Here is a 12,672-nt window from a genome sequence, read left to right on the forward strand (position 1 = left end):
ACTTTCGCCGTTCAGCCTCCCCGGTCCGGCTCAAGCCGCGGAAAGTTCCGCCGCTCGCGGCTCCGGATGGCTCATCAGACCGCGAAGTCGGTGTCGACCAGGAACACGCCGCCACCCGGACGCCAGTTGTTTTTCGCTGACGTAGGGGCGCTGGTGTTTGGGAGCTGGTACGGCAACCTTATCGGTTCATCAAGCAGGCAGCCTGCGACGGCGTCCAGCCCGTCGTCGCTGTTCCCTTCCCCGGGACGCCATTCCCGCATTTCATCTAAAAATGGTGTGTCCCAGACACGCCTGTGGGCGAGAAGCCGTCCAGAAGCAAGCACTGCATCGAAAGCGTCGAGAATTCGCAAATCCTTGGTTTGCACCGCAACCCGTTCCAAAACCGCACACGAAATGCGCTGATTTCTTATCTCCCGGCGCAGCAAGCCCGGCAGAAACTTCCCAATGCCATTGACTTCAACACAAACGTGCGGCAGGTAATTCCGGTGCACAAACTGCGCGACTTGCCGGCACTGTTGCGAAGCTTCGTCAACATCCTTTACAATGTCGGGATTATGTTTAACGTATAAAATGTCATGTAGGTAGTACTGTCCGTCTTCATCAGTGAAAACCACCGAAACGACGCTTGAGTCGCCCTTGTTGGGCGAACCGAAAGCGGGGTCCCACCAACATGAGGCGGATACGAGCCGCTTCAGCCCAATACTTAAGATCGCTTGACCGTTCGCCTCGGTGTATTGTAATTCTTGATCGTACATTCGCACGTAGTCGGCATCCAGCCGGGCCTCGCGGATGTTTCTCGGACGCAGAAGCATCTGGCTCTCGAACTTTGCGGGTCCGGTCCGGTTTTTGATCTCTTCGATGATGTTGAGCGGATACCGTTCCGGCCATTGGCTCTGTCCGCTATTGTCGACGATTGGTATCTCCAGTCGCTTGAACTCGCTGCCGATCCCCTGTTCCGTCTTCTGCTCCACCAAGCTTTCTGTGGGAAAGTAGATGGAGTCGCGAGTATGCGGCGTGCCCACAAAGACCTGGAGGCCGTCAGGCACAAGAACGTACTCGACCTCCTGAAGACGGCTCCGCAAGACCTGACGTCTGGCCGGTGTTCCGCAGGTGTTTGGCACTTCAACATCATCACAGATGACGGCGTCAGCGCGAAGACCAGTGATATTCGCTTCGATCCCTTTGGCGAGCATAGACGGATCGCGAAACACCGCCGTGCGCCGGATCGTAAATTGATCCGACGCCCATTGGTCCGCACGTTTGGGCTTCAGCCCAGCCGTCAGGGGATGACTTTCGATAATTCTCTTTACGTTGCGCACCATCTTGGCGGCCAGAGAATGTTCAGCGGCCAATACCAAAATCCGGCGGTTCTGGTCCACCGAAAATAGCCAGGCGCAAAACAAGCCGATCAACGTGGATTTACCGGAGTTGCGAAACGCCAAGACAAGAAGACGCCGGTCTTTTTCTTGCCAACGCTCATAAAGCCAAACGGCTATTCCGACATGCAGCGATGGCGTGGACAGGCCCTGGCAGTGATTCCAAATCCACACAAACTCCGGAAAACTGACAAACCCTCGGGTCATGATGATGATAGCCGTTTTATGGCAGACGCGGATCGTACTTACTGATTTCCTGAGCCGCCCGCCTCAAAAGTTCATCAGGCTTGCCGATCTCACTAAAAATTGAAGATTTAAATGTTGATCCGCTGTCGCTCATATCATAAAACTTTTCCAATACGTGGCACACTTCTCTCAGTAAGTCGTAGTGAATAGCCGCACCCTTGCTGTCATCCGGCGGCTCATGAATGCACAATTCGTTATATTTGTCAGTCAAAGTAAGCACGGATTCCGCCCGCAACATTAATGAATCCTCCGGTGAAACTGTCCGCCACTATAGAACATGAGAATATACGTGTTTATGATACCAGGCTGCCTTATGTTACCTGGCTAGAAAGGGTTCTTGCTGCGCGAGAGGCACAGAATCTCAAGAATTCCGCCAACGCGGAGATTGGGCGCTGGCAGTGGGCAGCCGGCCTTCAAGCAGAACCAGTCGTTCGTTGAGAGGACGAAGTGCCTCCACCAAGTCTGCTCGCGTCACGGTATTAACGGCGAGATGGTATTGCCGATCATCGAGCTTTCGTAGCCAGTGGACCATCCCCCCCATGATGACGCCGATCAGGGGTACTATCAGCATCCCAAATATGTTCCAAAAATCATGGTCCAACATTACGCGTACCCTGATGCTGCGGTGACTTGTATTGCTTGGTAGCTGAAAGGAGGATGCAATCGGTAGGTTGCAATCCCTGTTTTTTGGCTCCAAACGGGAGAGGTTGGAAGCGACGTGAATAAAATGCTCTCCAGAGTCCACTCAGGCGTCGAATAAGGGAAACCTTCGCAGGCCTTTCTGGATTACGTCGAACGTTGAGGCGTAGGTCGGTTGTGTGGCGTTGAGGAGGCTTTTGCGGGCGGCATAGTTGGAGTCCGTGTTCAACTGTCCAATCCGCAAGTTTGCGAGGGCACGGCTGTCTGTATTCGAACGTTCCGCCTCTGCGGCCAAACCGGCGAGAACCGCTTCTGCGGAACCACCGACCGGGAGGCCTCGAGCGCCGAAGCGGGCACGCTGTGCGGCAATCGCGCGCTTCAGGTCCTGGGCTCTTTGCCGGCGTTCGGTCTCCTGCTTGCGTCGCAACTGCTCAATTTGATCTTGAGCGTGGGCGCGCTGCGCTGACTTTTCCACCTTGGCGCGTTGATTCCGCTGTGCGGCGTCAAACCCGATTTGAAGCGCGCTCATGGCGGCAGTGGGAACAAAACCACCCATAGTTACCTCCTGAATCCGTGAAACGGGATTATGGTGCGATCGCCGCAGGCGCTCGGGAGCCTGTAATTTTGCTGCCACCTCGGCAACAGCAGCGCTTTCCTGAATGCGCAAGCCTACCGGCGCATTGCCATCAACGGCGGGCCCGTCCCATCGACCCTCTGGCTGGCAGTGCAAGGTCAGCCGTTCACACTGACTACAGTTGCCACCGACAGCAAAGTGAACGGTAAGGGTATATCCTGCTCAATGCGCCAGATCGGTACATCGGCTCCATGTCGCCAGCCAAAGGCTCGCACTGTTTTCTCACCACTGAACCCCGTGGGAGAAAAATCTTCGGCACTACCCGTGAAGCGTTTGAACGGTACACTCATTAAACCGCGGCCGGTGTCAAGTTGAAGCGCGTACGTGTTGTCAAAACGAAACGTGATCGTTATCGGGCGCATGTTGGCACCCTGTGCGCTTCCGCCGCTAGACGATCTTGGTGGCAGCGGTTCGATGAAATGTGAGAACCCGAGTCCAGCGACAACTGTCGACGCTGGCTCATCTAAAACAATCATTCCGCCTTCGACGCGAGTATCAGGGCGGACTGCGCCATCCGCAACGACTTTTACGGTGCGTCCTTCGAGATGATCCAGACCGGACCATTCCAACTTGGGCGTTTCGACCTCGCCAACCATCGCTGCATCGACATGTATTGCGGAATCGAGAACTTCGATGTTGTACGATCCCTGCCGCTCCACTAAGAGATAGACGTCGTCACCTGACACGCTGACGGATCTGAAGAATCCATCCGTCTCTTGCGGAGTCCACGCTGTGATCTGCTCAGTCCGATAGATCGTCAGGGTTCCTAATGTTCCATCTGCCATGACCACATGGAGCAGCCGTTTCCGGGAATCGTAGTCCATATCCGCCGGCGTTTTGATTAGGTGCTGCGACAAAAGCGCCAGGTCCGCGGATTGGTAAGCCTGCTCAACATCCGTGAAGAGAAACTCACGGATCTGGTTGCTGCTGCGAGGAACGAATATTGTCGCTCCATCAACGTCTTGAGGCGGAATACTTTTGCCGCTTGGGGAGCCGATCCGCGTCTGTCGATGGAGCTGAATGTTGGTGGGGGTCAGGGGATCGCCGGTAACCATCCATTCAGCGCCAGAGGTGAACACCTGCAAGTGCCGACCGGAGAACACGGCACGGATCGCGTTAACTTGGTCCGACAGAATCCCGAAATTGATGGACTCATCGTCGAGCCCTTCGCCAAGATCGAAATTGAACAGGTCAGATGATTTGGAGAGCCAAAGCCGATTTGGAAGGCTTCGCGAGCCACCGATCACCAAACGGTCCTGATGGAACGTGACAGAAGCGGGATAACCGCGGACCGCAGAAAACGCTTGCTCACTCCAGTCCTTGGACGCGGATACGTTCTGCAACGTCTCCTTGACATTGACTAATGCCCTGTCCCACCACCCGTCGTTCTGGGATCCACCCGCGGTTTCGACAGCAATGACTTCAACTTCTTTGTTCCGGATGCGAAACCTGCAGCCCGTGTGATCCGGATGAAAAACAAAGCTGGATGCGGTGACGGACACGTTGCCGGACGTGCCGCCAGGCTGTAAGGTGACATCCTCGTGAAAGAACTTATGGTGCGGCTGCTCGCGCCGGCCCGTATCCTGTACAACAAACTGCCAGTCTGAAACCTTCCAGTCACCTTCGCCCAATCTGGTAATCTTCTTTGGGGGGCAATTCGGGTGGACGACTAATAAGGTATCGGCGCTTTGCGTCCAGTTCATCTGAGCGACTTGTTCAAGTATCCAAGGAGTTGGAAGCTCAGTGATCTTGCGGCCCTGCGCGTAGACATCGACGCGGTTTTGAGCAAACAACAATAGATACGCCTGCTCCGTGCTGAACTCGAAGGCGACAAGTCTGCCAAGCCCTGAGGCAGCAGAGACGTGCCGAAGCCCTGATCGGCGGCTGAGGCCGCCTGTCGGATGAACGAACACGTTGCGAAGATGCGCCGCGCCATTCGCGTAGGCGTTAAGGTCTGAACGGCCGTAAAGTCGCGGCGAAACCTCGCCGCTCGCAAAACTGTTTTTTTCAATGCGGATGAGGGCCATCAAAATCGACTTTCGACCAAATTAAATTCTAAAAAGCCAGGCGGTGTATCTTCCTGCGCATCGCATAGCTTCGCCCTGCGCAACTCGTCCTCAGCGACTTTTTGCAGTCCTTGCCAGCGGGATGTGCTGTCCGTGAGTGGGATGCAGAACTCCGCCGCAAGGCGCGATATAAGCGCGAGATTAAAAAAAGGCGGGTACACGGACTCAGGCGCTCGGTAGATATATGTGATCGTGACGTCATCGAAATCGGTCAACACTTGTTTACCGTGGATTTTGTAAGTGAGACCTCGGCCTCGGCCGCCGCTTCCGGCCGATAGCACACGAAGGCAATCCGGCGGCAACTGAAAGGCGTTTTGATAGTCCGCGATCGGTCGCTGCGACAACTTGGGAATGATCTTTTGGGTCGTGGCAAAATTCCACGGATGAACCGAAAGAACGCTGTCCCTGACTATAGGGTAAATCGTGGCAGCTACCTGCGCCTCAACCGTGCCATCGTCGAAAGAAGTAATGCCGCCGGCGCCGATCTTAATAAGCGCAAGTGAGCACAGATCGATATGAGTTATCATAACATCACCAAAATCTGGGTCGGGGATGAGGAGCGCCGCCAGTAGGGGGCAGGCAGTGGGAGTATTCATTCGGCAACCACGGCGAGTTCGACGCTGACGGATGTGGTTTAGATCATCCGTCAGCCCGTTCGAACTTCTCGTCGGCCCGAAGAGTACGCCCGGACGCTCAGGCTCTGGTTGAGAAGTGAATTCCGGGGTTAGTCGCTGTCGATCGATCCGAATGACGTAAGATCTGCAACATCGACAACTCCGGCGTTGTTGCTCTTGACGAGGAAAACCCCCGCCGCAGGTGATCCATCCGTATCGACGTTGGCGAGAATCATGTCGCCGACGCGGACCATATCGGCAGCGGCGTTGAAGTAGCCGCTAGCATCGACAATCGTAGCAGGATCAGTTGTCGTAAAATGCCAAAGCGTAAAACCGTTGGCATAGGCGAGCACGCTCAAGTATTTTGGGTCATAAGACATGAGAGCAATCCTCAATTTTCAACGCAGCGGAGAGTGATAACGCCTTTCTTGTCAATCAGGCACGAGCCCTGGCTCATCATGTTGTTGATGAAATGAGCCGCTCTATCGCCATGCCATGTGATGTCCGTTTTGACTTCAGATCCAATCGCGTGCCCGATGGCGGTTTTGTGGTACCAATAGCAGTCTCTCACATTGCCATTCTTTGGAAGACCCGAATGCGGAATCCACAACGTCCCCAACCATCGCTTTGCTTGCGTGCCCTTCCACGGGAGTTCTTCGGAGCCGATGTAGTCGGCATTGGCAAATTCTTCGATGGCGAGCAATTGGCTCCACTGCTTCCACCCGACCACCGCAAAGCGCTGGCCGTCGTCCGGGATGTTCGTCTCCCCGAGCAGTTCGAAGGCGTTGAGCACCTTGTCGCGCGTGATCCCGTCGGTCTCGCCACCGGCGAAAACATCACCCTTCGCGAGCTGATTAATGATCAGCTCGTCGGTCTTGCGCCCTAGAGCATAAGCGCCGGCTTTCGCCACAACCTGCTGTTCATCAATGTTCGTTTTCAATTCATCCAGCTTGTCGGCCCAATCGCCGGCGTAAAAGTCCTGCAACATGCATTCGACCGGTGAATGGTCGATGTTCATGACCGGCACCTTGCCGTGGCGGGACTTGGTGCTGGCTGTTCCTGCACCCACTTTCTGAAATGTGGTGCTTGCACCGATGACACTGTTTTTCGTGCGAACGGTGCTGCGAAGTTTCGAGCCCATCTGCTGATATTGCATATGGACTTCGGCTTCAAAATTTTTAACGAACGACAGCTCGACCTGTGTCGACATGTCCATTTCTCCTATCTTACTATTAAGGCTCCTGCGGCGCTGCGGTATTCGTTGAACTTTGCGTTTCTGTTACGCCGAGACTGGTGGCGAGACGACATTCGCGCACAAATAGTAGCGCCTTTGTGCTTCAGCCCGTCCTGTCGTCGCGACGGAGGGCGGAACCTATCCCCGTTGAGGGAACAACTTCCTGAATCCGTCACGCACTTCATTCACGAACGACGCGTCTTGATCCCGCCAGTAACGGGGGTCACGCATCATTTGCTTAAGGTCATTCTCTGAACGATTATTGCCGCCGGTAGCTCCGTCGCGCACAAGCCCCGGTTCGTTGCTGGACATCATCTGGTGGAGTACGACGACTCCATCGTAGGATGTCGACAATGCGTCAAATACTTCGGCGGGAAGATTAGCGCGCCCCCAAGCCGAGATCTGTTGAGACGCGTCCCGCCAACGCTCATCCCCGCCGAACCGCTGCTTGAGGCGATGGACCTGATGCTCAGCCTCGAACACAGAAGCGATCTCATGGACGAGCGGTGCAAGTCTTTCGTGGGCCAGGTCATAGACGAGTTGTGCCTGTTCTTGGCTGAAGCCCGCCTCGTGAAGACGTGTGTTAATGTCCATGTCGCTGGAAAACAGTTCGCTGCGAACCTCGATTTTGTAATCCGCAGGACCCTGTGGCCTATCGTGACCAGCGCTCGAGACGACTCTTTGTTCCAGCGCCAGATAGGACTCGAGAATCGCATCGGTTCTGATCTGATCGCGTTCTTCGTCCCAAAATTGCTCAGGTATATTCTGCGGGCGCCGGTTCTGCTCCAGGTTAACGGCCTGATCCTGTTTCTCCTCAGAACCCACGGTGCCAACGCCCATTGGTTGCTCAAAAGCGGTCTCGCTCATGCGGCTTGTTCCTCGTTGAATGGCCTCAGCTGGGATCGGGCAGGACCCCGCTCCGGGATTTGCGTCCACGTGCGACCAGGCTATCAATCATCTTGACGAGATGTCTCTGTCCCTCGGCATGTCGCAGCATTGAATCCGAAGCTGAGGGATCGATGACGCGCTCCAAAGTAATGCGGCGCAGGTGCTTCAATGCAATTGCCCCTTCATCAGTTTGGAAGCACCGCGCGAAGATCATCGGTATCTCGTCCGCATTTGCATAGTCGGAAGCCAAGCCAGGCTCTGGTGCGTCGATGTATGACCAGCCTGTATCGAGTTCGTTTGCTTTGCTCTGATCCATTCAGCTTTCCCCTGAGAGCGGGAGATCCAGTGCCTCCGCTTGAGGGTCAACAACCTCGTCTGGGCCCAGCACGCTCGCATCGATTTGCCGTGACGCTTCAGCAGCGCGCCCCGACATCAGGTCATTGTCGCGGATGAGTTCTCCAGGAACAGAGAATGCACGTCCCAGCCATTTCGCAGCCGCCACCTGGTCGACGATAGCGAAAGCCTCGGATCCCATTTCTCGTACCGCCGACAGCCAGAGCATGGTGTTATGAGCATCATGCTGAGCTTGATGGCGGGCATGAGGAGACGTGAAGTTGATCGTCGCGATGCGACCGTCGACAGGGATGTCGGCGATCTCTCCTCTTCGAGTCAGGATAGCGATCGCTCTACGAAGCAACGGTACCAGGAACTCAGATTGCAGGCGGCCGTAGGTGGCGCCCAGAACGCGAGCCATTTCCGCAGACCGTTCCAGCACTTCGGTTGCCGTCATCCGTGGGCCATTGACGAAGCCGAGTTGATCGACGAGCAGAGCTTTGCGAATGCGAGAGCGAACTTGATCGAGCACGATCTCGGACACGTCGAATCGGCCCGGTGCCTCCAGCGGCTTCAACCCCGCTGATCCGACGGCTTTCGGAATAATGGTGCCCGGCACAAGCTTGATCGTGGCTGGATTGAGAACGCCGTCGTCATCGGCCTGCCAGATGCCGGTCACCGCGATCGAGGCGTTCTTCAACACCAACTCGACGGCCTTGTTGGCGGTTTTGATATCCGGTAAGGCCTTCATGACCGGGGATCGGCCGTAAATCTCGCCCGGCGCCTTCGACCACCGAAAGTTGATGAAAGGCGACGCCCGGAAGTGGCCGTTTGCCAATATCCGCATGCCGCTCGCCGGGCATACGCTCGTTTCGGCAAATGCCAGGTATGAGTAGCCGCCGTCCTCCGGTGTCACCGCTTCCAAAACGCCGATCGAAGCGTTGGGATCGTTCAGCGCGAGCTTGCGAATATCGTCGATACATTGCGCATTGGGAAAGCGCGCGAGCACTTGGCTCAAGGACAGCTGCGTCTTTCGGAATGTCGCGTCGAGGCGGCCATCTTCCCCTTCTTCCAATGCGATCTGGGCCAGCGGTACCGCAGCAAGACGAAACGCAGACGGATTTCCCGCCGCTGCTTCCTCGAACAGCAGCGACGCAGTTCCAGCCGTTACCAAGTCAAGAAAACATTGATGAATTTCGACGGCGAAATTTGATCTCTCGAAGTGAGAATGCAATAACCGCGTGGATCTCTCCAATTCGGCTGCAGTAATTTGCCCATGTGCGGCGTCGACGTCGGGACCGACATCCAGTGCGAACCAGCGCGATGAAGGTGGCGTAACGTGTGCCAGCAAGGTAGCGGCCAACTGGTCGACGGCATCAGGAGCCGTTCCGTCAAATAGGCGGTCAATCTTCGTTGCCGCTGCACGATGGGGCGAGGCGGATCCACCAAACTGTGGTAGAGCAAACTCGTAGCATTCGTCCCAGAAACCGGTCCAGGCCGACCGCCGCTGTTGCGCTCTTGCGTAGCGGTCCAGTGTCGCTTTCTGTGTTGCAAGCTCGTTCATATTAGTTTCCAGTGTCATGTCTCGCGGTGGTCCCGGCGCTTGTCTTGCAAGTAGCCTCTGCGACAACGGGGCGGCCGTGACGAGCGACCTCGCCTGCTCGGACGCGGGCCCAACCCGCTCGGGAACGATATTTGTTCAAGACAGCGGGGTTCGTGTGAGAACAAGGAAATCGGTCTTGAAATGGACTTGCGAACGCCCCTTTGTGAGCAAATTCCATCGCACGAGTCACATCGGATGCTGACCGGATTGTGTTGTGTCAGCTGCGTTTTGGCATATATTCCTACATTGGGCTTCTGTCAACCATCACGTCAGCCGGCCGCTGGAGGATGTGCCTGTACAACTGCCAAGGCGTTGTGACCACTCGGGCATGAATGCCGAGAACTCGCTTTACCGCCTCCACGCAGGTATGAAAACCAACCGGCGCACAGCGCAGCGGTGCCTGGCGAATGGTCGTTTCGACAACGGTGAAACCCTTTTCCCGGTACGCCGCCGCGACATCGCATTGGCCGACTCCCGGTAGGACCGTTAGCTCGGTGTAGTGCAAGAGGGGGTCTATGATGACCCAAGCTTCGGCGGAGAGGACCGCGACAAAGCAGTGTCGGAAACCCCGCCGTAGAAAGCGAAGCCACCAGACCCCGCAGTTGTCTCCGAAGACCACGACCGCAGGCCTCGGAGTACCGGGGATGTCGCCACTTGCAACAGCGTTTTTAATATTTACGACGGTCATTTGGCGCCACCGGGTCGGTTCACCATGCTCATCTTGATTTTCAAGGGCGTCTTCACTTCGCGTGGATGCCGCGGGTCGGTTGCGGCGCCTTGGAAGCCTGACCACGGCGCAACAGATAGGGGCCTGGCATCCTAGTATCAATGAAAATGTTCCTAGTGCGCTGGCCGGCCTAATGTAAGATAGTGTTCCCATGTTGAGACATGGAGACATCTGGCGCGCGATTGACCGGTTGGCGGCCGAGCATGGCATGTCGCCTTCAGGCTTGGCGCGCCGTGCCGGGCTGGATCCGACGACCTTCAACAAGAGTAAGCGGATCACCAGGGACGGCAAACAACGGTGGCCGAGCACAGAAAGTATTTCCAAGGTATTGGAGGCTACTGGCGCGTCGGTTAGTGAATTTCTGGTCCATGTCACGGAGGGCAGCGCGAATCAGCCGCACATGAATGTTCCGGTCATCGGACTCGCTCAAGCCGGCATCCAGGGGTTTTTTGACGATGCCGGTTTCCCTGTAGGCGGGGCGTGGGATGAAATCCCATTTCCAGATATCGGAGATGCACATGCCTACGCTTTGGAGATAAGTGGCGAAAGCATGGAGCCGGTGTACCGGGAAGGGGACATCATCATCGTTGCTCCTCAGGCTAGCATCCGCCGGGGAGATCGGGTGGTGCTGAAAACCCGCGAGGGCGAGGTTATGGCAAAACTGCTGCGCCGCCAAACTGCCCATAAGTACGAGCTTGAGTCGTTCAATCCGGAGCATGAAGCGCGTTTGGTCGATCGAGACGAGGTCGACTGGATCGCCCGCATCGTCTGGGCAAGCCAATGACAACAGGGAAGCGACCGAGCGGCCGACCGGAGGTTAATGCAGAAGTGCTTGGAAGAGCCTCAGCGGATGGCCTTACAACAGCGTGCCTTGGCTGCCACTCGGTTTGCCTTGAACTTGCGAAACTCTTAATCCGCTGCGACGGTTGGTCACGATGACGTTGCGCTCTCCGTCCTTGAACTTCAACATCAGCGGCATACTCTGCTGCAACTGCTGCGCGCTCGAAACGGTGTGAGCGTTGACGTCATAGACGAGGGCGAATCCGCGCTCGAGCGTCCGCATATACGACAAGCTCGAAAGCAGGGCATTAACATGCTGTAAGCGATCGCCATGTCTTTGCAGGAATGCGCTCATGGAGACAAGGAGGGCTCGCGCCGCTGAAGCCACGCGTTCCTGATTGTGTACGATGAGTTTGCGCGGATCTACGAGACGTCCGGCCTGTCCTTCTACAACCAGTCGTCGGCGGTGTACCCCCACCAACGCGCATTTGAAAAGGCGATCCGACCAGTCGTCAAGGCGTTGTTGTGTCTCCTGCACCAATTGCGCCGGCCGTGGAAGTCCGCGTCCGAAGCCTTCGACATTGACTTGGTGGTTGCCGATCAACCGACGAACCGCTCTGACTAACCTGGTCTCCAACGTCGTCAACTGCGTCGACAATTCCAATCGCACCGGCACGGCAAGTTCCGCAGCCGCGGTCGGTGTCGGTGCCCGCAAGTCTGCGGCGTAATCGAGAAGAGTGGTATCGGTCTCGTGTCCGACGGCGGAAATGAGCGGGATGTCACATGCAGCGGCTGCTCTTACGACGGCTTCTTCATTGAATGGCCAGAGATCTTCGACGCTACCGCCACCCCTCGCGACAATTACGACATCCGGGCGCGGGATCGCTCCGCCGCGCGAAAGTGTGTTTAACCCCGCAATTCCTGCGGCCACCTGTGCCGCAGCGCCATCGCCCTGCACCGCAGCGGGCCATACCAGAACACGACATGGAGAGCGCGCACCAAGGCGATGCAGAATATCCCGGAGCGCTGCGCCGGTGGGAGACGTGACGATGCCAACAACGTCGGGCAGAAACGGAACAAGCTGCTTACGCTCGGGAGCGAACAAGCCCTCGGCTGCCCATTTCCGCTTACGGTCTTCAAGCAGCTGAAGAAGTGCGCCCGCGCCCGCGAACTGCATGGAGTCCGCGATAATCTGGTACTCGGACCTGCCCCCGTAGGTGGTCAAGCGTCCATCAACGATTACTTCAAGCCCATCTTCCGGCTCGATCCGGAGCCGCATAGCGGCCTGACGCCAGCACACGCCCTTGAGGACGGCGCTCTCGTCCTTCAGCGAGAAATAAAGATGGCCGGACGCCATTTTGCGCAGACCGCTGACTTCCCCTTTTACGCGCACCCGCTCGAACGAGGTTTCGATCTGGCGCCTTATCGCAGACGAGATCTGCCCCACGGTAAAGACCGGCACGTTGTGCTCGTCGTTGGCGGTGCTAGGATGATCGACCATTGCTGCAGTATGAACCAACGTCCCGATTACG

The 12,672-nt window shown here is 56.5% G+C and carries 12 protein-coding genes; 1 reads left to right on the forward strand and 11 read right to left on the reverse strand.

All coding sequences use genetic code 11. The features are described from left to right. Positions 1–74: 74 nt before the first annotated feature. The 10 genes from terL to IPM60_02030 form a co-directional block, all read right to left on the reverse strand. Entirely contained in the window at positions 75–1,583 is a 1,509-nt protein-coding gene (gene terL, locus IPM60_01985; GenBank protein MBK8906703.1) for a phage terminase large subunit, read from the reverse strand. Positions 1,584–1,599: 16 nt separating this feature from the next. Further along, the gene (locus tag IPM60_01990; GenBank protein MBK8906704.1) at positions 1,600–1,860 is read right to left on the reverse strand and encodes a hypothetical protein; all 261 of its coding nucleotides are present in this window, start codon (positions 1,858–1,860) and stop codon (positions 1,600–1,602) included. Positions 1,861–2,367: 507 nt separating this feature from the next. After that, positions 2,368–2,928 carry a hypothetical protein gene (locus tag IPM60_01995; protein ID MBK8906705.1) on the reverse strand — a complete coding sequence of 187 codons (561 nt, stop codon included), beginning with the start codon at positions 2,926–2,928 and terminating at the stop codon, positions 2,368–2,370. A gap of 65 nt (positions 2,929–2,993) precedes the next feature. Further along, on the reverse strand, positions 2,994–4,922 hold the full coding sequence (locus tag IPM60_02000; GenBank protein ID MBK8906706.1) for a hypothetical protein: 1,929 nt from the start codon (positions 4,920–4,922) through the stop codon (positions 2,994–2,996). Beyond that, positions 4,922–5,557 (reverse strand): hypothetical protein, encoded by a 636-nt coding sequence (locus IPM60_02005; protein MBK8906707.1) that lies wholly within the window; start codon positions 5,555–5,557, stop codon positions 4,922–4,924. Before IPM60_02005 ends, IPM60_02000 begins: the two co-directional genes overlap by 1 nt. A gap of 128 nt (positions 5,558–5,685) precedes the next feature. After that, the gene (locus IPM60_02010) at positions 5,686–5,955 is read right to left on the reverse strand and encodes a hypothetical protein (GenBank protein ID MBK8906708.1); all 270 of its coding nucleotides are present in this window, start codon (positions 5,953–5,955) and stop codon (positions 5,686–5,688) included. Between the two features lie 11 nt (positions 5,956–5,966). Next, complete coding sequence (locus IPM60_02015) at positions 5,967–6,785, reverse strand: hypothetical protein (protein ID MBK8906709.1); 819 nt, start codon at positions 6,783–6,785, stop codon at positions 5,967–5,969. 162 nt (positions 6,786–6,947) lie between these two features. Next, the gene (locus IPM60_02020; protein ID MBK8906710.1) at positions 6,948–7,676 is read right to left on the reverse strand and encodes a hypothetical protein; all 729 of its coding nucleotides are present in this window, start codon (positions 7,674–7,676) and stop codon (positions 6,948–6,950) included. Positions 7,677–7,701: 25 nt separating this feature from the next. Beyond that, positions 7,702–8,013 carry a hypothetical protein gene (locus tag IPM60_02025; GenBank protein ID MBK8906711.1) on the reverse strand — a complete coding sequence of 104 codons (312 nt, stop codon included), beginning with the start codon at positions 8,011–8,013 and terminating at the stop codon, positions 7,702–7,704. Continuing rightward, complete coding sequence (locus IPM60_02030) at positions 8,014–9,612, reverse strand: head-tail connector protein (protein ID MBK8906712.1); 1,599 nt, start codon at positions 9,610–9,612, stop codon at positions 8,014–8,016. 899 nt (positions 9,613–10,511) lie between these two features. Here IPM60_02030 and IPM60_02035 point away from each other — a divergent pair. After that, positions 10,512–11,144: a helix-turn-helix transcriptional regulator gene (locus IPM60_02035; GenBank protein ID MBK8906713.1), complete on the forward strand. Its 633-nt coding sequence runs from the start codon at positions 10,512–10,514 to the stop codon at positions 11,142–11,144. Between the two features lie 72 nt (positions 11,145–11,216). Here the strand turns inward: IPM60_02035 and IPM60_02040 are convergent, their stop codons facing one another. Then, on the reverse strand, positions 11,217–12,641 hold the full coding sequence (locus IPM60_02040) for an exodeoxyribonuclease VII large subunit (protein MBK8906714.1): 1,425 nt from the start codon (positions 12,639–12,641) through the stop codon (positions 11,217–11,219). Positions 12,642–12,672: the final 31 nt, after the last annotated feature.

This window comes from Rhodospirillales bacterium (assembly GCA_016710335.1).
Taxonomy (GTDB): Bacteria; Pseudomonadota; Alphaproteobacteria; order Rhodospirillales; family Defluviicoccaceae; genus JADJXQ01.

Coding starts and splice junctions, on each gene's coding strand:
- terL (MBK8906703.1), bottom strand. CDS start 1,583: ATGACCCGAGGGTTTGTCAGTTTTCCGGAGTTTGTGTGGATTTGGAAT.
- IPM60_01990 (MBK8906704.1), bottom strand. CDS start 1,860: ATGTTGCGGGCGGAATCCGTGCTTACTTTGACTGACAAATATAACGAA.
- IPM60_02000 (MBK8906706.1), bottom strand. CDS start 4,922: ATGGCCCTCATCCGCATTGAAAAAAACAGTTTTGCGAGCGGCGAGGTT.
- IPM60_02005 (MBK8906707.1), bottom strand. CDS start 5,557: ATGAATACTCCCACTGCCTGCCCCCTACTGGCGGCGCTCCTCATCCCC.
- IPM60_02010 (MBK8906708.1), bottom strand. CDS start 5,955: ATGTCTTATGACCCAAAATACTTGAGCGTGCTCGCCTATGCCAACGGT.
- IPM60_02015 (MBK8906709.1), bottom strand. CDS start 6,785: ATGTCGACACAGGTCGAGCTGTCGTTCGTTAAAAATTTTGAAGCCGAA.
- IPM60_02020 (MBK8906710.1), bottom strand. CDS start 7,676: ATGAGCGAGACCGCTTTTGAGCAACCAATGGGCGTTGGCACCGTGGGT.
- IPM60_02025 (MBK8906711.1), bottom strand. CDS start 8,013: ATGGATCAGAGCAAAGCAAACGAACTCGATACAGGCTGGTCATACATC.
- IPM60_02030 (MBK8906712.1), bottom strand. CDS start 9,612: ATGACACTGGAAACTAATATGAACGAGCTTGCAACACAGAAAGCGACA.
- IPM60_02035 (MBK8906713.1), top strand. CDS start 10,512: ATGTTGAGACATGGAGACATCTGGCGCGCGATTGACCGGTTGGCGGCC.
- IPM60_02040 (MBK8906714.1), bottom strand. CDS start 12,641: ATGGTCGATCATCCTAGCACCGCCAACGACGAGCACAACGTGCCGGTC.